The sequence below is a fragment of the Novosphingobium beihaiense genome (assembly GCF_022832375.1).
Classification (GTDB): Bacteria; Pseudomonadota; Alphaproteobacteria; order Sphingomonadales; family Sphingomonadaceae; genus Novosphingobium; species Novosphingobium beihaiensis.
This window is the reverse complement of the sequence record NZ_JALHLG010000005.1, coordinates 442,164-461,624: the sequence shown is the minus strand read 5'-3', so window position 1 is coordinate 461,624 and position 19,461 is coordinate 442,164. Positions and strand designations below refer to the sequence as shown.

The window sequence follows — 19,461 nt, the reverse complement described above, 5'->3', positions numbered from 1 at the left end:
CTTTAAGTTACCATGAATTTTCACCCGGAGATTCATGGTAACTTAATTTTACTAAATCCAGCGTGAGGATCGTGAGATGACCCGCAAACTCGACAGCAAGCGCCTCGTCATCGCCACGCACAATGCAGGCAAACTGCGCGAAATCTCCGCCTTGCTCGCGCCTTTCGGGATCGAGTGCCTCTCCGCCGGACAGCTCGGCCTGCCCGAACCGGAAGAGACCGGCACGACGTTCGCCGAGAACGCGCTGATCAAGGCCCATGCCGCCGCCAAGGCCGCGCAGCTTCCCGCGCTGGCCGACGACAGCGGCCTTTCGGTGACGGCGCTGGGCGGCAAGCCCGGGGTCTATACCGCCGACTGGGCCGAGCGGCAGTGGTTCGAAGGCGAACCGGGCCGCGACTGGTTCATGGCCATGGGCAAAGTCGAAGGCCTGCTGTGCGAACAGGGGCCAGACGTGGACCGGTCCTGCTGGTTCTCCTGCACGCTCGCGCTCGCCTGGCCCGATGGCGAAGAGGCCGTCTACGAGGGACGGGCCAACGGCGCATTTTCGTGGCCGCCACGCGGGACGATGGGCTTCGGCTATGATCCCGTGTTCGTGCCCGAAGACCGTGACGTGACGTTCGCCCAGCTCGATCCGGAAGAGAAGCACAAGATCAGCCATCGCGCGGATGCATTCGCCAAGCTGGTCGCGGAGCAGTTCGGCAGCTAAGCTGTCAACATGGCCCGCGCGCTCTACATCCACTGGCCGTTCTGCCTCGCAAAGTGCCCCTATTGCGACTTCAACAGCCATGTCCGCGAGACAGTGGACCATGCCCGCTGGGAACAGGCGCTGCTTACGGAAATGCGCCACGAGCGCGTGATGGTGAGCGACGAGCCGCTGGAGAGCATATTTTTCGGCGGTGGCACGCCCTCCCTGATGCCGCCCGCGCTGGTAGAACGGCTGCTGCGCGAAGCAGAAGATCTGTGGGGCTTCACTCCCGGCATCGAGGTGACGCTAGAGGGCAATCCCTCCTCGGTGGAAGCAGCCAATTACGCGGCGCTGGCACAGGCCGGGGTGAACCGGGTATCGCTTGGCCTTCAGGCGCTGGACGATGAAACGCTGCGGTTTCTGGGACGGCTTCACAATGCTGCGGAAGGTCTCGCCGCACTGAATGTCGCGCAGCGGAATTTCACGCGTGTCAGTTTCGATCTGATCTATGCCCGGCCCGGCCAGACGCCGGAGCAATGGCAGGCCGAACTGTCACGGGCCCTGTCGTTCGGCACGGGGCACCTCTCGCTCTATCAGCTTACCATAGAACCGGGCACGCGGTTCGAAACGATGGTGCGCAAAGGGCAGTTCGAACCGCTGGACGAAGACGCCTGCGCCGACATGTTCGCCCTCACCCGCGAGATGACGGCCACGGTGGGGCTGCCCGCCTACGAAGTCAGCAACCATGCCCGCCCCGGTGAGGAAAGCCGCCATAACCTCACCTATTGGCGCTATCAGGACTATTGTGGGATCGGCCCCGGCGCGCATGGACGGCGCATGGGCGTGGCAACCGTGCGCCACCGCAAGCCGGAAAACTGGCTGGAAGCGCTGGACCGCTCCGGCAACGGCATCTGCGAAGTGCGCCCGCTGCCTCCACGCGAACAGGCGAGCGAGGCCATGCTGATGGGCTTGCGCCTGCGCGAGGGTGTCGATCTGGCTGGTCTTGCCGCCCGCTTTGCGCTCGACCCCGCCGATTTGCTGGACGAGAACAAGGCCCGTTTCTACGAAAATCAGGGTCTTGTCTGGCGGCAGGGCGCATGCCTTGGCGTAACCGGCGAAGGCATGCCGCTGCTCGACGGCCTGCTTTCGGAGCTGGTCCCCGCCGCGCTTGTGGACGGATGACCCGGGCCGATATCCTCGAAGCCTGGGGCTCGCATCTGGCGCAGGGGCGCCGCCGCAGCCCGCATACCGTGCGCGCCTATATCGCCACGGCCGCCCGCCTGCTCGATAGTCTGGGCGAGACCGACTGGAATGCCCTGGCCCGTCTGGAAGCGCAGGACTTGCGCCGGCAACTGGCATCGCGGCGGCAGGACGGGATCGGCAATGTCTCCGCCGCGCGCGAACTGTCCGCGCTCAAGGGCTTCCTTGCCTTCGCGCGCGAACAGGCGGGGATAGCCGATGCCATGCCGCCCCGACTGCGGGGGCCGCGCATCAAGAAAGGCCTGCCCCGCCCCGTCACGCCCGACGAGGCCGTGAACCTTGCCGCCGGTGTGGAAGAAGATGCCGCCGAGCCGTGGATCGGCGCGCGCGACCGCGCAGTGCTCCTGCTGCTCTACGGCGCCGGGCTGCGCATTGCCGAGGCGCTGTCATTAACGGGCGCTTGTATCCCCTTGGGCGAAACGCTTACCGTCACGGGCAAGGGCAATAAGCAGCGCGTCGTTCCGCTCCTGCCCATCATCCGCGAAGGCGTTGCCGACTATATCGCCAAATGCCCCTGGCCGCTCGAACGCGGCAGCGCCCTGTTCCGGGGCGCCAAGGGCGGGCCGCTGTCGCAGGGCATGGTGCAAAAGGCCATGGCCCGCGCCCGCATCGCGCTGGGGCTGCCCGCGACGGCAACCCCGCACGCGCTGCGGCACAGCTTTGCCACGCACCTGTTGGGCGCCGGGGCCGATTTACGATCGCTGCAGGAACTGCTGGGCCATGCCTCGCTTGGCTCGACCCAGATCTATACCAAAGTGGACGCGGCGACCTTGCTGGATGTCTATCGCAGCGCCCACCCGCGCGAACGCGATTGATCCGCCTCAGCCCTCGGTATCTTCGCCTGCCAGCAGATATTTCCAGATCAGGCCGCCAAGCGCCCCGCCCGCCAGCGGCGCCGCCCAGAACAGCCAGAGCTGGCCGAGCGCTGCCGTCTCCGCGAACAACGCCACGCCCGTGGAACGGGCCGGGTTCACCGACGTGTTGGTCACCGGAATGGCAACCAAATGGATCAGAGTAAGCGCAAGGCCAATCGCAACCGGCGCGAAACCGGCGGGCACCAGCTTCGATGTCGATCCCAGAATCACGATCAGGAAACCTGCGGTCAGGATCACTTCGATCAGCAGTGCAGCCTGCATCGAATAACCGCCGGGCGACAAGTCGCCATAGCCGTTCGACGCAAAGCCGCCGGGCGTGAACCCGGCCTTGCCCGAAGCGATGGCATAGAGCGCGGAGGCCGCCACCACGGCACCGATCACCTGGGCAACCCAGTACGGCACCAGATCCTTCCACGAAAACCGGCCGCCAACCGCCAGTCCCAGCGAGACAGCAGGATTGAAATGCCCGCCCGAAATGCCGCCCACCGCATAGGCCATGGTCAGAACGGTAAGGCCAAACGCCAGCGCGACACCGGCAAAGCCAATGCCAAGCTCGGGAAACGCCGCGGCCAGCACCGCCGATCCGCAACCACCGAACACCAGCCAGAACGTTCCGAACAGTTCGGCCGCAAGCTTCCTTCCCATATCACCACTCCCTCAGGTTAAGCGAGGTAAACTAACCCGAGGCGCATTATGTGCAACTGTGCACACAGTTTTCCGTGGTGATATCCGGAACGGCAAGCGCCGCATCGCCCGCTTACATGGCGGCGTGGCGGACCTCGATCGCATCCCAGATCTTCGCGCTCGTATCGGTTCCATTGAACCGGTCGATCGCAACGATACCGGTGGGGGACGTAACGTTGATCTCGGTCAGCCACTTGCCGCCGATCACATCGATCCCCACGAAGACCAGTCCCCGGGCTTTCAGTTCGGGCCCTAGCGCCGCGCAGATTTCCTCTTCGGCGACCGTCAGCCCGCTGGCCTCGGCCGAACCGCCCACGGCGAGGTTGGAACGGAACTCCCCCTCGCCCGGCTTGCGGTTGATGGCGCCTGCGAATTCGCCGTCCACCAGCACGATTCGCTTGTCGCCCGAAGAGACATCGGGAAGGAACGGCTGCACCATGAAGGGTTCCACCCACGCGTTCTGGAACATCTCGACCAGCGCGCCCAGATTGCTGCCGTCCGCAGGCACGCGGAACACCGCCTTGCCGCCATTGCCGTGAAGCGGCTTGACGACAAGATCACCTGCCAGACCGCGCCCGGCCATCCGCTGCTGGAACGCCTTCACATCCTCGATCCGGCGGGCAATGAACGTGGGCGGCATGAAGCGGGCAAAATCCAGAACGAAGACCTTTTCCGGCGCATTGCGAACCGAAGCCGGATCGTTGACCACCAGCGTTTGCCCCGCAAGCCGCTCCAGCAAGTGCGTCGCGGTGATATAGCCGAGATCGAACGGCGGATCCTGGCGCATCAGCACCACGTCGATATCCGCGACGAGATCGATCAGCCGGTATTCCCCGCGCGTGAAGTGCGCGCCTTCCACGGGCTGCACCGTGACCGGCGCGCCCCAGCAGGTGAGCCGCCCGCCCGCGCCTTCGGACGTATCGTAGGCCAGCGTGCGCACATCGTAATGAAACAATGTGTGTCCGCGCGCCTGCGCCGCCAGCATCAGCGCGAACGACGAGTCCCCGGCGATGTTGATGCTTTCGAGCGGGTCCATCTGGACGGCGATGCGTAAGGCCATGAAATAAAGTCCTGTCTGATAGCCGCCGAGCACGGCCTAGCCCGTATTGGGGCCCGGCGCGCTCCGTTTCAAGCGCCCGGCTGCCAGACATTCACCAGACGGCGCGGCCAGCGGCCCGGCGCCATCAGCAAAACGTCGATCCTCTGGCTGTCACCCGGCCTGGCGAAACGCGGCGCAATCGTCTCGGCCGCAGCCGCGATGCGCCGCAAATTCGCCACCGTCACCGCATGATCCAGTGCGCTCCCCGAGGCACGCCACTTCACTTCGACAAAACACAAGGTCCGGCCTCGCCGGGCGACAATGTCGACTTCGCCTCGCGCCGTGCGCACCCTGCGGGCAAGAATACGCCATCCGCCGAGCCTAAGGTAAAGTGCGGCAAGGCCCTCGCCGCGCCGTCCCGCTTTTTCGGCTCCGGCGCGGTTCCGGGTCACTTCAGTTCCATGGCCCGCGCATAGAGTTCCTTGCGGTCCAGCCCGGTGGCCTTGGCGACTTTGGCCGCCGCTTGCGAAGGCTTGGCTTCGGCGAGTTCCTGGCGCAGCAAGGCATCCACATCGATATCGGCATCGGGCTCGTCCGAAGGCGGCGCTACCAGCAGCACGATCTCGCCCTTGGGCGGATGTGCAGCATAGTGTGCAATGAGATCATCGGGCGTTCCGCTGCGGCATTCCTCGAACTTCTTGGTAAGCTCGCGCGCGACCGCCACCTCGCGGTCGGGCAGTACCGCGCCGATCGCCTGCAACGATGCATCGAGGCGCGGTGCGGTCTCGTAGAATATCAGCGTGGCTGGCACCGCGCCGAGTTCGGCCAGCATCTCCTGCCGGGCCTTGGCCTTGTTCGGCAGAAAGCCCGCGAACAGAAAGCGGTCATTGGGCAAGCCCGAAAGCGTCATGGCAACGACAGCGGCACTCGGTCCCGGCAGGCTGGTAACGGCAATGCCCCGCTCGCGCGCCGTGCGCACAAGACGATAGCCGGGATCGGAGATCAGCGGCGTTCCCGCATCGCTGACCAGCGCCACGGGCTGGCTCTCCATCAGCGCCAGCAGCCGCTCGCGATCGTTTTCCCCGGCATGATCGTTATACCGGATCAGCTTCTTCTTGAGCCCCAGATGATGCAGCAGTTTTCCCGTGACGCGCGTGTCCTCGCAGGCAACGGCATCGACACCACGCAACACATCGACAGCCCGCAACGTTATATCGCTCAGGTTGCCAATCGGAGTGGCGACTATATAGAGCCCCGGCGCAAGAGAGTGTTCCATCGCGGAACTCATGGCCAAGGACCTTGGGAGCGGCAAGAGATGAATGACAAGCCACTGAATTTCCGCATTATTTCACGGATAGACCGGAGAAACTTCGTGACCGCGGGCGCCATGGCGCTGCTCGCCGGTTGCGCCGTGGTGCCTAAGGCGCCCGCGCCGTCAGGCCCGGCCCCCACTCCCAAGCCCTCGGAAAGCGTCATTCCGAGCGACACCGAGCACCACCGGATCGCTCTGCTGGTGCCCGTTACCGGCAAGAACGCTGCTGTCGGCCAATCGATTGCCAATGCCGCGAACATGGCACTGCTCGACACCGGGGCAAAGAACCTGCGCGTAACGGCTTACGACACCGCCACCAACCCCGCCGATGCCGCCCGGCGCGCCCTGGCGGACGGCAACCGCCTGATTCTCGGCCCGCTGCTGTCGGATAACATCCCGGCCGTCGCGTCCGTTGCCCGCCCGGCAAACGTGCCGCTGATCTCCTTCTCGAACGACGAAGCGGCAGCGGGCAAGGATGTCTTCATCATGGGCAATCTGCCCGGACAGTCGATTTCCCGCACGGTGAAATATGCCCGTGCGCAGGGCATTTCCGCGTTTGCCGCCCTGATCCCGCGCGGTGAGTACGGAGACCGCGCAAGCGACGCCCTGCTCTCGTCGGTCCGGGCCAATGGCGGCGCCGTGATTGCCATGGAGCCTTACGACCGCACAGCCGCCTCGATCAGCGCAGCCGCCACGCGGATCAAGAACAAGACCGGCTACGGCGCTCTGCTCATTGCCGATAGCGGCAGCCTGTCGGCCCGCGCGGCAACCACTTTCCGCACCGGAAACGACGATAGCAAGGTTCGCCTGCTCGGGACCGAACTGTGGGGAGGAGAACGCGAACTGTCCCGCACTCCTGCCCTGGCCGGTGCCTGGTACTCGACGGTTTCCGACCAGCGGTTCGGCCAGTTCTCGAAGAGTTACCGCTCACGCTTCGGTGCCGCGCCGTTCCGGATTGCCACGCTGGGGTATGACGCCGTTCTCCTGACCCTGCGCGTCTCGCGTGACTGGAAGGTGGGCAAGAACTTCCCGACGGCACAGATGATGGAAAGCGGAGGATTCCTGGGGCTCGACGGACCTTTCCGTTTCACCCGTGGCGGCGTTGTGGAACGGGCACTGGAAGTGCGCGAGGTGCAGCCCGGCGCGGTCAAGGTGGTCAGCCCGGCGCCGGCGAAGTTCGGCGGCTGATCCGTTTTACCCGGTTTCGCGGCGCTCATGCCTGCGGATAAGCGGAAAAGCGTGCTTGATCGCGGATTCAGGCGCTGCCTATAGTCGCGGCCATGTCCGATGACCTGTTCGACAAGCTTCCCGCTGCGGGCGGGGAAACCTACGATGGCTCCGCGATCGAGGTGCTGGAGGGGCTGGAGCCCGTCCGGCGGCGCCCCGGCATGTACATCGGTGGCACCGACGAGCGCGCGCTGCACCACCTCGCCGCCGAAGTGCTGGACAACGCGATGGACGAAGCGGTGGCGGGCCACGCCAACCGCATCGAAGTCACGCTCGAAGAGGAACCGGGCACGGCCGGGCGGATCACGATCACCGACAACGGGCGCGGCATCCCGGTTGACGAGCACCCGAAATATCCGGGCAAATCCGCGCTCGAAGTGATCCTTTCCACGCTGCACTCGGGCGGCAAGTTCTCGGGCAAGGCCTATGCGACATCGGGCGGCCTGCACGGCGTGGGCATTTCGGTGGTCAATGCGCTTTCGGTGAAGACGCGCGTGGAAGTGGCGCGCAACAAGGAACTCTACGCGCAGGAATTCTCGCGCGGCGTGACGCTGGGCCCGATCCAGAAAGTCGGCGCGGCGCCCAACCGGCGCGGCACTGCCGTGACGTTCACGCCGGACACCGAAATCTTCGGCGATCAGAAATTCAAGCCCGCGCGGCTGTTCAAGCTGGTGCGGTCCAAGGCCTATCTTTTCGCGGGCGTCGAAATCCGCTGGAAGTGTTCGCCTGCACTTGCCAGCGAAGAGGTGCCTGCCGAAGCCACCTTCCAGTTCCCCGGCGGCCTTGCCGATCACCTCGGCGAGCAGATCGGCACCCGCGAATGCGTGACCAGCCAGTTCTTCTCCGGCTCGCAGGAGTTTCCAGCGGGAGAAGACGGTTCCGAACAGGGCCGCGTCGAATGGGCGATTGCCTGGCCGCTTTACTCGGACGGTTCCTATTCCTGGTACTGCAACACGATCCCGACGCCCGATGGCGGCACCCACGAACAGGGCCTGCGCGCCGCGCTGACCAAGGGCATCCGCGCTTTCGCCGAACTGGTGGGGCAGCAGAAGAAGGCCAAGGACATCACCCCGGACGACGTGGTGACGGGTTCGGAAGTGATGCTTTCGGTCTTCGTCCGCGATCCGCAGTTCCAGAGCCAGACCAAGGACCGCCTCACCAGCCCGGAAGCGGCGCGTCTGGTCGAAAACGCAGTGCGCGATCACTTCGATCACTTCCTCACCGACAATCTCGAACGCGGCAAGGCCCTGCTCGGCTCGATCATGGAGCGCATGGACGAGCGCCTGCGCCGCAAGGCCGAGCGCGACGTCAAGCGCAAGACCGCGACCAATGCCAAGAAGCTGCGCCTGCCCGGCAAGCTCACCGATTGTTCTGGCGAAGGCGACGGCGAGACCGAACTGTTCATCGTCGAAGGCGATAGCGCGGGCGGCTCGGCCAAGCAGGCGCGCGACCGCAAGACGCAGGCGATCCTGCCGATCCGCGGCAAGATCCTCAACGTCGCCAGCGCCACGGCGGACAAGATCCGCAGCAACGCGGAAATCGCCGACCTCGGCCTCGCGCTCGGCTGCGGCACCCGCAAGGACTGCAATGCGGACGCGCTGCGCTATGACCGCATCATCATCATGACCGATGCCGATGTGGATGGCGCCCATATCGCAACGCTGCTGATGACCTTCTTCTTTCAGGAAATGCCGGACATCGTGCGGCGCGGCCATCTCTATCTTGCGCAGCCGCCGCTTTACCGCCTGACTTCGGGTTCCACTTCCGCCTATGCGCGCGACGATGAACACCGTGCTGAACTGGAAGCCACCCGCTTCAAGGGCAAGAAGGTGGAAGTCGGCCGCTTCAAGGGCCTTGGTGAAATGAACCCGCAGCAATTGCGCGAAACGACGATGGCCCCGGCCACCCGCTCGCTGATCCGCATCACCCTGCCGCCCGAATACGAAGACCGCGCCGCGGTGAAAGGGCTCGTCGACCGCCTGATGGGCCGCAATCCCGAGCACCGTTTCGAATTCATCCAGAACCGGGCCGGCGAGATCGACCGCGATCTGATCGACGCGTAAGCCCGTCCTCTTCCGATCATGGTGAAAGCCCCGGACATGACCGATCACCGTCACCAGCAGATCGACCGCATTCTCGCGATCATGGCGCGCCTGCGCGACCCGCAGAACGGCTGCGAATGGGACCGCGCGCAGAATTTCGCGACGATCGCGCCCTATACGATCGAAGAGGCCTATGAAGTGGCCGATGCGATCGAACGCGAAGACATGGATGCGCTGCGCGACGAACTCGGCGATCTGCTGCTGCAAGTCGTTTTCCATGCCCGCATGGCCGAGGAAGCCGGGCACTTCGCCTTCGCCGATGTCGCCGCCTCGATTTCCGACAAGCTGGAGGCCCGTCACCCTCATATCTTCGGTGAGGATACCTCGGGCGATGCGCAGACCGAACGCTGGGAAAAACTCAAAGCGAAAGAACGGGCTGCCAAGGGCGCCACGAGCGCCATCGACGGTGTTGCCTTGTCGCTGCCCGCGCTGATGCGGGCCGAAAAGCTGCAGAAACGCGCCGCGCGCGTCGGCTTCGACTGGCCCGATCCGTCCGGCGCGGCGGACAAGGTTGAGGAAGAGATGACCGAACTGGCCGAGGCGGATGACGCCGGCAGGTTGGAGGAAGCAGGCGATCTGCTCTTCGCGGCCGTCAACCTCGTGCGCCTGAACGGCATTGCTCCGGAAGACGCCTTGCGAGCGGCCAATGCGAAGTTCGAGCGCCGTTTCCGCACCATGGAAGAATTCGCATCGAGCAATGGCAAAGATTTTGCGGCTCTCCCGCTCGACGAGCAGGAGAGTTACTGGCAAGCGGTCAAGGCGTCAGAGCGCGGAGAAACGGCCTAGCTCGCGGCCGGTCAGGCGCACTTGCAGCCGCAGTTGCGGCCCGCCAGCCCCTTCCCCGGCATCCTCTTCGCTCACCACATCGCCGCGCGCATGCAGGAAAGCGATCCGCTGACCATCCGCAGCGGGGATGATGAACGTGTAGAGCTTCGAATCCTCTGTCAGTTTGCTGCCAACAGCTTCGAGCAGACCGTCACAGTCCATGCCGGTCATGGCGGAAAGCGGCACGATTGTCTCACCTTCGCGGTGCGCAATGGCTTCGCGCAGTTCGGCCGCATGAGCGGTGCCGAGAAGATCCCACTTGTTCCAGACTTCGACGATGGGAATGGCAAGACGGTCCTCGTCACTCTCCTCATCGCCAGTGAGCACGCCAAGACCAGAGAGCACTTCGAGAACCTGGCGCTTCTGGGATTCGGTATCCGGATTGGCGATATCGCGCACATGCACGATCACATCCGCCGCCGTGACCTCTTCCAGCGTTGCGCGGAAAGCGGCGACAAGCTGCGTCGGCAAGTCCGAAATGAAGCCCACCGTGTCCGACAGGATGGCCTTTTCGACGCCGGGCAAGCGGATCGCCCGCATGGTGGGATCGAGCGTGGCGAACAGCAGATCCTGCGCCATCACGTCCGCGCCCGTCAGCCGGTTGAACAGCGTGGACTTGCCCGCGTTCGTATACCCCACCAGCGCAACGATCGGCCATGGCGCCTTTTCCCGGCGCTCCCGGTGGAGCCCGCGGGTTCGCCGCACCTGCTCCAGTTCGCGGCGGATCTTGGCCATGCGGTCGCGGATCATCCGGCGGTCGGCCTCGATCTGCGTTTCACCCGGGCCACCGAGGAAGCCGAAACCGCCGCGCTGCCGTTCGAGGTGAGTCCAGCTGCGCACCAGACGCCCAGCCTGATAATCGAGATGGGCCAGTTCCACCTGCAAGCGGCCTTCCGCCGTCGCGGCGCGCTCGCCAAAGATTTCGAGAATCAGCCCGGTGCGGTCGATGACCTTGCGCTTGAGCTTTTCTTCCAGGTTGCGCTGCTGGATTGCCGAAAGCGAACCATCAACAACGACAAGCTCAGCCTCGTTCAGCTCGCAGGCGACGCCGATATTCTGGATCTGGCCTTCGCCGAACAGCGTGCCGGCACGCGGTTCGCGGATCGGGATCGCTATGGCGTCCGCCACCTCAAGGCCGATCGCCAAGGCAAGGCCTTTTGCCTCTTCGAGGCGTGCGCCGGTATCGAGATCACCTCTCCCGCGCATTTGCGGATAGACGACGAGGGCACGCGCACCGCGCGTGACCTCGCCCTTCAGTTCTTCGTTCAAGTCAGGTCCGTTTCGACTCAGTCGCCGGTTTCTTCATGCGCCTGCAGATCGACCGGAGTCACGGGCTGAATCGTCGAAACCGCATGCTTGTAGGCCAGCTGCACATAGCCTTCGCGTTCCAGCAGCATGCAGAACAGGTCATAGGCAGCAACGCGGCCCTGCAGCATGACGCCGTTGATCAGGAACATCGTCACCTGCACGCCGGCATTGCGGATGCTGGAAAGGAACACGTCTTGCAGCAGCCGCGTTTTCTTGTTCGAATCCGAACCATTGGCGAACTGGCGCGCATCGACCGGGGTCGAAGGCATGATGGTGGAAATCGCATGCTTGTAGACAAGCTGCGACTGGCCATCACGGCGCAGCAGGATGGAAAAATTGTCAAACCAGGTAACAATGCCCTGCAACTTCACGCCCTTGACCAGGAACATGGTGACAGGAGTCTTGTTCTTGCGCAGGAGATTGAGAAACTGATCCTGAAGGTTCTGCCCCTTCCCCGCTGAATTCCCGGAATTGACCGGTGGTGCTTCCGGTGACGGCGCAGCGGCAGTTTCCGGTTCGGCTGCGGGTTTCGGTCGCGCTGAAAGCGTTCGACCAGCCATACAATGCTCCTTCTTTTTGGCGGCCGTGATTGCGGTCCGCGATCTGGCACTGGACTGTTTCCGGTGCCGTTCTCGAATCAAAATCTATCCGCTTGCTGCATTGCAGTAAACACGAGAATTGCAGCGGGTGCGCAACAAAGCCCGATCAGGCACTGCAAGGCGCAGAAATCAGGGCTTTCGAGTAGCTGTAATCGCTGGAAAGCCGGGCTATTCGCTCTCTTCGCCCTCACGCCGTTCAGACATCCCCAGCAGCTTGAGTTTACGGTGCAAGGCAGAGCGTTCCATGCCGATAAAGGCTGCGGTCTTGGAAATGTTTCCGGAAAACCGCCGGATCTGGATGCGCAGATATTCGCGTTCGAAGCTTTCGCGCGCTTCCCGCAAGGGCGCGCTCATCATCACCGAAACGCCAGCCTCACCCTCCCCCTGGCTGTTGAAGATTTCCGGAGGCAGCATGTCGGCTTCGATTTTGCCCAGCTTTTCGCGCGGGGCCATGATCACCGTGCGTTCCACGACGTTGCGGAGCTGGCGGACATTGCCCGGCCATTCGTAGGCCTGAAGCGCGGTCATGGCTTCATTGCCCACATGCGGCGGCTGCACCCCCTGCTCATTCGCATAGCGGGCGAAAAAGTGATCGACGAGCGCGGGAATGTCCTCGCGCCGTTCGCGCAGCGCGGGAATTGAAACCGGCACCACATTGAGGCGATAGAACAGATCCTCGCGGAAACGCCGCTCGGCGATTTCCTTTTCCAGATCGCGCGACGTGGAAGACACCACGCGTACATCGACACGGATCTGCCGGGTGCCGCCCACGCGCACGAAAGCCTGATCGGTCAGCACCCGCAGGATGCGCGCCTGGGTCGAGATCGGCATGTCTGCCACTTCATCGAAGTAGAGCGTGCCGCCATCCGCCATTTCGAGAAGCCCGGGACGGACCAAAGCCCCTTCCGCTTCCTCACCAAACAGTTCCTGTTCGAAACGCTCGGGCGTAATGCGCGCCGAATTGACGCTGACGAAAGCATTTCCGGCCCGCGGGCTCCAGGCGTGGAGCAGCCTCGCCGCCACCTCCTTGCCCGAACCGGCGGGCCCGGTGATCAGCAGGCGGCTGCCGGTATTGGCCACACGCTTGAGCGTGGCGCGAACCTGGTTGATTGCACCGCTCGAACCGGTGAATTCCTCGCCCGTAGTAAAATCCTGCTTGAGCTGCGCATTCTCACGCCGCAGTCGCTCGGTTTCCGTCGCCCGGCCGACGAGGTGGAGCAGCTTCTCGGCCTCGAACGGCTTTTCGATGAAATCGACCGCGCCCCGGCTGATGGCAGCGACTGCAGTGTCGATATTGCCGTGCCCTGAGAAAATGATGACGGGCAGTTCGGGCTCGCGCGCCTTGATCGCATCGAGCACTTCGAGCCCGTCCATCGGGCTGCCATGCAACCACACGTCGAGCAAAACCAGCGAGGGACGGCGCGCGTCGATAGCAGCCAGCGCGGCTTCGCTATCGCCTGCGGTTCGGCACTCATAGCCCTCGTCGCTCAGGACGCCAGCGACCAGTTCGCGGATATCGCGTTCGTCGTCAACGATCAGGATTTCGAGAGCCATGGCAGTGTCTTCTTCGCTTGCAGATCAAGGGGGGAGAATATCTTGGTCATCATCATGTCGGGCTATTCGGCTGCCTCGGACTTTCGTCCTTGCGCCAGAGGATCGCGCGCAAAACGCATCGATACGGTCGTGCCGCCGCCGGGCGCAGGTGTGAACATCATTTCACCGCCGTGCTCCTCAACGATCTTGTTGACGATCGCGAGGCCGAGCCCGGTGCCCTTTTCGCGCGTCGTGACGTAGGGTTCGACAATGCGCTCGCGATCCTGCGAGAGGCCGATGCCGTTGTCGGTGATCCGCACGATGATGGCGTCTTCCTCATCGGCGACCTCGACCGCAACAGCGCCCTTGTAAGCCGCCTCATCGGCATCCTTGGCGCGGCTCTCTATTGCCTCCACCGCATTCTTGAGCACGTTAGTCATGGCCTGCCCGAACTGGTGCCGGTCGCAATCTATGCTGGCGATGCCGGTATCGGCCGAGAAACTGAAATCAATGTCCGGCCGTGCCACTTCCTGCAGGAACAGAGCCTGGCGGGTCAGCGCCACCGGGTCTTCCGCCCGGAATACCGGCTTGGGCAGACGCGCGAAGGAGGAGAATTCGTCCACCATCTTGCGCAGATCGCCGACCTGGCGAATGATAGTCCGCGTCAGATCCTCGAACAGTTCGGGATTGTCGGTGATCTGCTTGCGGTAGCGGCGGCTCAGGCGCTCGGTCGCCAGCTGTATCGGCGTCAGCGGATTCTTGATTTCATGCGCAATGCGCCGCGCGACATCGGACCACGCCGCCGTGCGCTGATCGAGGAGCTGGCGGGTAATGTCCTCAAACGTGATGACGTGCCCTGTAGCATCGCGGCTGGCCTTGACGGCAAGGGTCAGCAGTTCCCCGCCGCGGCTGTACTGGACAATGCCGCTTGCCGTCCCCTGCTCAACCAGCGCCGCGATCGATGGGGCCAATTCGCCGATCGTCAGATCTTCGGGAAGCTCACTGCCGCGTTCGCTCAGCAAGTGCTGGGCTGTGTTGTTCATCAGCAGGATGTGCCCGTTCTCGTCGAGCGAAATAATTCCGGACGTAACCGATTCCAGCACCGCCTCGATGAACAGGCGTCGCTCATGGAGCTGGCGGTTGGCGCCCAGCAAGGCTTGCGTCTGCTTGTCGATCTGCCCGGTCATGCGATTGAAGGCGCGGTTGAGGAGCCCGATTTCGTCGGCACCGGTGCGCCCTTCGATCCGCAGCGCATAGTTACCCGCACCGACGCGCCGCGCAGCATCCACGAGTTCATAGAGCGGCTTCACCTGACGGTCCGCAAACCGCAGGGCCAGCCAGACCGAGGTGCCCACCAGCACGAGTGAAGCCACGAACAGGGCAACATTGAACCGCAATTGCAGAACGCGGGCACGGTTCGTCAGGACTTCATAGGCTTTGACGATGTTCTCCGCGCTCTGCCCCTGACTGAGCGAGAGCAGGTCGTTACTTCGCGCCACCAGCAGATAGACTCCGGCGGACCGTTCGATAGGCGCTGCGGCGACAATACGATCCGCCCGCGAGGTTACATCGTAAGGCTCGCCCTTGCTGAGCTTTTCCAGAGACTCCTTGGAAATCCGGTTATTCTCGAACTTGTTGTCGGGATCGACAATGATCGGCGTGCGCTGATCTCCGTTTGCATCGATCTGGATGATCGCAGCAACACTCAGGTTCCGGCGCAGCACCTGATCCGCCAGAAACGCCTGAAACTCGGGACTGGCGACGGGATATTCGGCCAGCGGCACCCGCGAATCCTGCGCCATCGCCACCGATTCATACCCGACATCGCGCAAGGTCTGCTCATAGTACCCGCGCGCCAGCTTGTTGGCGTTCTCCAGCAATCCACGCGAACTGTCCGAAAACCAGAACTCCACGCCGGACTGAAACAGCCACGATGCGAAAACCACCACCAGCAATGTCGGAATGGCGGAAATCAGCGAGAAGATGAACACCAGGCGCACGTGCATCCGCCCGGTTCCGCCAATGTTCTCTGCCGCCCGGCGCAAAGCCATCCGCCGCCCGAACAGGACGAGAATAGTCATTGCCGGCACAAGCGTGCCCACCAGCAGCGTCGCGGTGAGGTCGGAAGGCAACAGGTCGCCCTTGCCGCCACCGCTGTTGAGCGCGATCCACGTCGTCACCGTCATGGCGAGGAAGGCAAGGACCGAAAGTACTTCGATGACGGCAAAGAAATTCGCCCGGCGCGCGGCCACCTGCATGCGCCGCCACCAGCGCGGCCAGCTGCGCTTATGGGTCAAAACGTTCGTCATCGTTGCCTTGTTACAACAGCACTGTTGCTGCCTTGCAAGAAGAATTCCACAAAACCCGCGTCACGATCGACGAACGAATTCTTCCGGATCCAGCGCAAGCTCGCTCAGCCGTTTGCGCAAGGTGTTGCGATTGATCCCCAGCGCCTGGGCCGCACGCAATTGGTTGCCTCCGGTTTCGCGCAGCACTTCCGCGAACAGCGGGCGTTCGAACGCCGCGATGGCACTTTCGTAGATGGTCCCGGTGGCAGGCCGTTCCGCCGTGAGCCAGCGGGTCACGGCACCGGCAATGTCACACGCCTCGCCCTTGGCCGGCTGCGGTGCGCCGACAGGTTCCTGCGCCAACAGCGGCTGAATGCTGTCCGCATCGATCGTGTCCTCGCGTGCCAGAAGTGCCATGCGATAGACGAAGTTCTTCAGTTCCCGCACATTGCCGCGCCAGGGCTGGCGGCTCAGCAGCGCCGCCGCTTCATGAGTAAGCTGGCGGCGCGGCAAGCCCTCGTTAGCGGCATGCTGAAGAAAGTGCTTTGCCAGCACCTCGATGTCGTCGCTGCGGTCGCGCAGCGGCGGCATGTGGATCGGCACCACGTTGAGGCGATAATAGAGATCCTCGCGAAACCGGCCTGCAGCGATTTCAGGCTCAAGATCCTTGTTGGTCGCCGCGATAATGCGCGTGTCGAGCCGGATTTCCTCGTTGCCGCCCACACGGCGGACCGTGCCGGACTGCAGCGCGCGCAGCAGCCGGGTTTGCGCCTGCATCGGCATATCGCCGATTTCATCGAGGAACAAAGTGCCGCCCGCTGCTTGCTCGAACTTGCCGGCATGGCGCGCCACGGCGCCGGTAAAGGCGCCCTTTTCGTGCCCGAACAGTTCGCTTTCGATAAGCTCCGCCGGGATCGCGGCGGTGTTGACGGCAACGAACGGCCCGCTGCGCCGATTGCCAAGCTGGTGAATGGCTTCCGCCACCAGTTCCTTGCCGGTTCCGGATTCCCCCAGGATCAATACGGTCAGATCGTTGCGCAGCACGCGCGTGATCATGCGGAACACGGACTGCATCGCCGGACTGCGGCCGACCAGCGGCAGGCCATCGCCAAGCGGCTCATCCCCGCGCAGCACGTTGCCCTGCGCGTTCCCGGCGGCCTGCCGGACGGTGCGTGCCAGTTCGTCGATGTCGAAAGGCTTGGGGAAGTACTCGAACGCGCCGGTATCCGTGGCGCGAACGGCCGTATCGAGCGTGTTCTGCGCCGACAGGATAATGATCGGCATGTCGGGATGGAGCGCCCGGGCGCGGTCCAGCGTCTCGATGCCGTCGCCGTCGGGCAGCATCACGTCGGTCACCAGCGCCTGGAAGCAGCGCTCACCCAGCAGGCCGTCACGCTCGGCGATGGTCTGGCAGTGCACGACCGAAAATCCCTCGTCCTCCAGCGCCGCGGTGATGACGATGGCGATCGACATGTCGTCTTCGACAAGAAGAACGCTCATGAGAACAGCTTCCTTCTGAGAAGCCCCCTTCCCCGCGTTTCCTTCGCAAGGGGAAGATGGATACGAAAGTGGGTAAGGCCCGCTTCCTCGTCGCGCTCGTGCGTGATGCGCCCGTTCATATCACGCACCAGCTTGCGGACGAGCGGCAATCCCAGCCCCTGTCCGGACTTCTTGGTCGTGACGAACGGTTCGAAAATGTGTTCGCGCATGGCCGGGTCTACACCCTGCCCATTGTCGCTGATGCGCAATTCAATGGGCAGACGCACGGGCTTGCCGGAATCGGTGGTATGCAGTTGCAGGCCGCTGGCAAAGCGCGTGCGGATCACCACCCGCGGCTCTTCGGCCTCCTGACTGGCCTCGATCGCGTTCGACAGCAGATTGATGATCACCTGCACCAGCCCGTCCGGACTGCCCAGCACCGGCGGCAGCGACGGATCGAACTCTTCCTGCAGCCGGTAGCTGCGCGCTGCGGAACCATCGGCATTGGCGGCCTTGATCACGTCGATCGCCCGGCGTGCAGCTTCATGGAGATTGCAGGGCTCCACCGGAGGCGCAGTGCGGCCGCTCAGTTTCTGCATGCGTTCAATAAGCCCGGCGATACGATCGACTTCCGACGTAATCAGATCGGTCAGCGGCCGGTCCCGCTCATCGATCTTGCGGGCGAGAAGCTGCGCCGCGCCGCGAATCCCGGCAAGCGGGTTCTTGATCTCATGCGCCATGATCTCCGGACCGCGCAGCACGGCGGTATCCGCGCCGCCGGAATCGTCGCCCAATGCTTCGGCGGCGCTGTTGTCGTGGATCGTGAGAACCTGCCAGCCCGGCGTATCGGCGACCGGGGCAATGTTGATATCGATGCGTCTTGCGCCTTTCCCCTTGAGCGAAACCGCCACTTCGCGCGCGGAAACCGGCGTTTCATAGTCCTGCAGACGTTCGAGCAGGCGCTGATCGGGGAAACTCATGACATCGGCCAGGCGGCACCCAGCCAGACGGCGCAGCGATTGTCCGAAAAACTGTTCGCCCGCCGGATTGACGGAAGCGATCAGCAAGCCCGATTCCAGAAGGACAACGGCATGGGGCAGGCTAGCCAGCAGCCGGTGGGCTTCGGGAAGAGCAGTCCGGACCGCGATGCTCATGCGGCCCGTAACTGTCCACCGGTGGACCGGTAAGGCGCATAGAACTCCGCGAGCGAGCGCAGCACTTCGTCCGCATCGTCGATGAAGTTCACGCGGTTACGGAATTCGGCCGAGCCCTTCAGCCCCTTGACGTACCAGCCCAGGTGCTTGCGCGCCATCTTCACGCCGGTTTCGCGCCCATAGTGCGAGAGCATGGCTTCGTAGTGTTCGCGGATGATCTCGTACTGCTCACCGAAGCCGGGATCGGCCATCAGCCCGCCGCCGCGCCACCAGCGCATGACTTGCGCGAGAATCCAGGGCTTGCCGTAAGCGCCGCGCCCGATCATCAGCCCGTCCGCGCCAGACTGCTCCAAAGCTTTCGCCGCGTCGTCAATGCCGCAGATATCGCCATTGACGATAACGGGGATCGAAACCGCATCTTTAACCTTGCGGACGAAGCTCCAATCAGCTTCTCCCTTGTACATCTGGTTGCGGGTGCGGCCATGGACCGTGATCATCCTGGCGCCCAGATCTTCGGCGATGCGCGCCAGTTCCGGTGCATTAAGGCTGTCATGGCACCAGCCCATGCGCATTTTCACAGTGACGGGCACGTTCACGGCCTTGACCGTTGCCTCGATCAATTGCGTCGCCAGCGGAACATCGCGCATCAATGCCGAACCGGCATCGCCATTGACGACCTTGCGGACCGGGCACCCCATATTGATGTCGATGATCGCCGCGCCGCGGTCTTCCACCAGCTTGGCCGCCTCGGCCATCTGATCGGGCTCGCAGCCCACAAGCTGCATGGAGACCGGATCCTCGATCTGGTCCCACATCGCTTTCTGCAGCGAAACGCGGGTTTCGCGGATCGCCGCCGGGCTTGCGATCATTTCGGTAACGTTCAGGCCGGAACCGAAGCTGCGCACCATCCGGCGGAACGGCAAATCCGAAACGCCCGTCATCGGTGCGAGCACGACCGGGCAGTCGATCGTCACCGGACCGACATGAATGGGCTTTAGCGCGGGAGGAGCGGGCAGTTCGATCATAATATGTGCAACGTTGCCTAAAAAACAGGCAGCGCATAGTGGATTGCCCTCGCTCCGGCAAGCGAT

The 19,461-nt window shown here is 63.6% G+C and carries 17 protein-coding genes; 6 read left to right on the top strand and 11 right to left on the bottom strand.

Going from position 1 to position 19,461, the window contains the following annotated elements:
• The first annotated feature begins 76 nt into the window (after nt 1–76).
• From rdgB to MTR66_RS05805, 3 genes are read left to right on the top strand one after another with little or no spacing between them, the layout of a single operon-like run.
• On the top strand, nt 77–706 hold the full coding sequence (gene rdgB / locus MTR66_RS05815) for an RdgB/HAM1 family non-canonical purine NTP pyrophosphatase (RefSeq protein ID WP_243918675.1): 630 nt from the start codon (nt 77–79) through the stop codon (nt 704–706).
• Nucleotides 707–715: 9 nt separating this feature from the next.
• Nucleotides 716–1,867 carry a radical SAM family heme chaperone HemW gene (gene hemW, locus MTR66_RS05810; RefSeq protein WP_243918674.1) on the top strand — a complete coding sequence of 384 codons (1,152 nt, stop codon included), beginning with the start codon at nt 716–718 and terminating at the stop codon, nt 1,865–1,867.
• The gene (locus MTR66_RS05805; RefSeq protein WP_243918673.1) at nt 1,864–2,760 is read left to right on the top strand and encodes a tyrosine recombinase XerC; all 897 of its coding nucleotides are present in this window, start codon (nt 1,864–1,866) and stop codon (nt 2,758–2,760) included. Before hemW ends, MTR66_RS05805 begins: the two co-directional genes overlap by 4 nt.
• A 6-nt stretch (nt 2,761–2,766) precedes the next feature.
• Here the strand turns inward: MTR66_RS05805 and aqpZ are convergent, their stop codons facing one another.
• The 4 genes from aqpZ to rsmI form a co-directional block, all read right to left on the bottom strand.
• Entirely contained in the window at nt 2,767–3,465 is a 699-nt protein-coding gene (aqpZ, locus tag MTR66_RS05800; protein ID WP_243918672.1) for an aquaporin Z, read from the bottom strand.
• Nucleotides 3,466–3,577: 112 nt separating this feature from the next.
• Nucleotides 3,578–4,564 carry a glutathione synthase gene (gene gshB / locus MTR66_RS05795; RefSeq protein WP_243918671.1) on the bottom strand — a complete coding sequence of 329 codons (987 nt, stop codon included), beginning with the start codon at nt 4,562–4,564 and terminating at the stop codon, nt 3,578–3,580.
• A gap of 68 nt (nt 4,565–4,632) precedes the next feature.
• The gene (locus MTR66_RS05790) at nt 4,633–4,995 is read right to left on the bottom strand and encodes a YraN family protein (protein WP_243918669.1); all 363 of its coding nucleotides are present in this window, start codon (nt 4,993–4,995) and stop codon (nt 4,633–4,635) included.
• Nucleotides 4,992–5,819 (bottom strand): 16S rRNA (cytidine(1402)-2'-O)-methyltransferase, encoded by an 828-nt coding sequence (gene rsmI, locus MTR66_RS05785; protein ID WP_243918667.1) that lies wholly within the window; start codon nt 5,817–5,819, stop codon nt 4,992–4,994. Before rsmI ends, MTR66_RS05790 begins: the two co-directional genes overlap by 4 nt.
• Nucleotides 5,820–5,858: 39 nt before the next feature.
• Between rsmI and MTR66_RS05780 the strand changes: the two genes are divergently transcribed.
• The 3 genes from MTR66_RS05780 to mazG all read left to right on the top strand — a co-directional run bounded on the left by MTR66_RS05780 (nt 5,859) and on the right by mazG (nt 9,970).
• The gene (locus MTR66_RS05780) at nt 5,859–7,043 is read left to right on the top strand and encodes a penicillin-binding protein activator (protein WP_243918665.1); all 1,185 of its coding nucleotides are present in this window, start codon (nt 5,859–5,861) and stop codon (nt 7,041–7,043) included.
• Nucleotides 7,044–7,135: 92 nt separating this feature from the next.
• Nucleotides 7,136–9,145, top strand: a complete 2,010-nt coding sequence (parE, locus tag MTR66_RS05775; RefSeq protein WP_243918663.1) for a DNA topoisomerase IV subunit B — start codon at nt 7,136–7,138, stop codon at nt 9,143–9,145.
• Between the two features lie 36 nt (nt 9,146–9,181).
• A complete protein-coding gene (gene mazG, locus MTR66_RS05770) occupies nt 9,182–9,970 on the top strand; it encodes a nucleoside triphosphate pyrophosphohydrolase (protein ID WP_243918661.1) in 789 nt (262 codons plus the stop codon).
• Here the strand turns inward: mazG and hflX are convergent.
• From hflX to dusB, 7 genes are all read right to left on the bottom strand, one after another.
• Nucleotides 9,947–11,278, bottom strand: coding sequence for a GTPase HflX (gene hflX / locus MTR66_RS05765; protein ID WP_243918660.1), 1,332 nt, complete (start codon nt 11,276–11,278; stop codon nt 9,947–9,949). The two genes, mazG and hflX, sit on opposite strands and share 24 nt — an antisense overlap.
• Nucleotides 11,279–11,295: 17 nt before the next feature.
• Entirely contained in the window at nt 11,296–11,877 is a 582-nt protein-coding gene (hfq, locus tag MTR66_RS05760; RefSeq protein WP_243918659.1) for an RNA chaperone Hfq, read from the bottom strand.
• A 207-nt stretch (nt 11,878–12,084) separates the two neighbouring features.
• Complete coding sequence (gene ntrX / locus MTR66_RS05755; protein WP_243918658.1) at nt 12,085–13,470, bottom strand: nitrogen assimilation response regulator NtrX; 1,386 nt, start codon at nt 13,468–13,470, stop codon at nt 12,085–12,087.
• 62 nt (nt 13,471–13,532) lie between these two features.
• Nucleotides 13,533–15,707 (bottom strand): sensor histidine kinase, encoded by a 2,175-nt coding sequence (locus MTR66_RS05750; RefSeq protein WP_243918986.1) that lies wholly within the window; start codon nt 15,705–15,707, stop codon nt 13,533–13,535.
• A 111-nt stretch (nt 15,708–15,818) separates the two neighbouring features.
• Nucleotides 15,819–17,237 (bottom strand): sigma-54-dependent transcriptional regulator, encoded by a 1,419-nt coding sequence (locus MTR66_RS05745; RefSeq protein ID WP_243918657.1) that lies wholly within the window; start codon nt 17,235–17,237, stop codon nt 15,819–15,821.
• A complete protein-coding gene (locus MTR66_RS05740) occupies nt 17,234–18,370 on the bottom strand; it encodes a two-component system sensor histidine kinase NtrB (protein ID WP_243918656.1) in 1,137 nt (378 codons plus the stop codon). The genes MTR66_RS05745 and MTR66_RS05740 overlap by 4 nt, the downstream gene beginning before the upstream one ends.
• Nucleotides 18,367–19,395, bottom strand: coding sequence for a tRNA dihydrouridine synthase DusB (gene dusB, locus MTR66_RS05735; RefSeq protein ID WP_243918655.1), 1,029 nt, complete (start codon nt 19,393–19,395; stop codon nt 18,367–18,369). The genes MTR66_RS05740 and dusB overlap by 4 nt, the downstream gene beginning before the upstream one ends.
• Nucleotides 19,396–19,461: the final 66 nt, after the last annotated feature.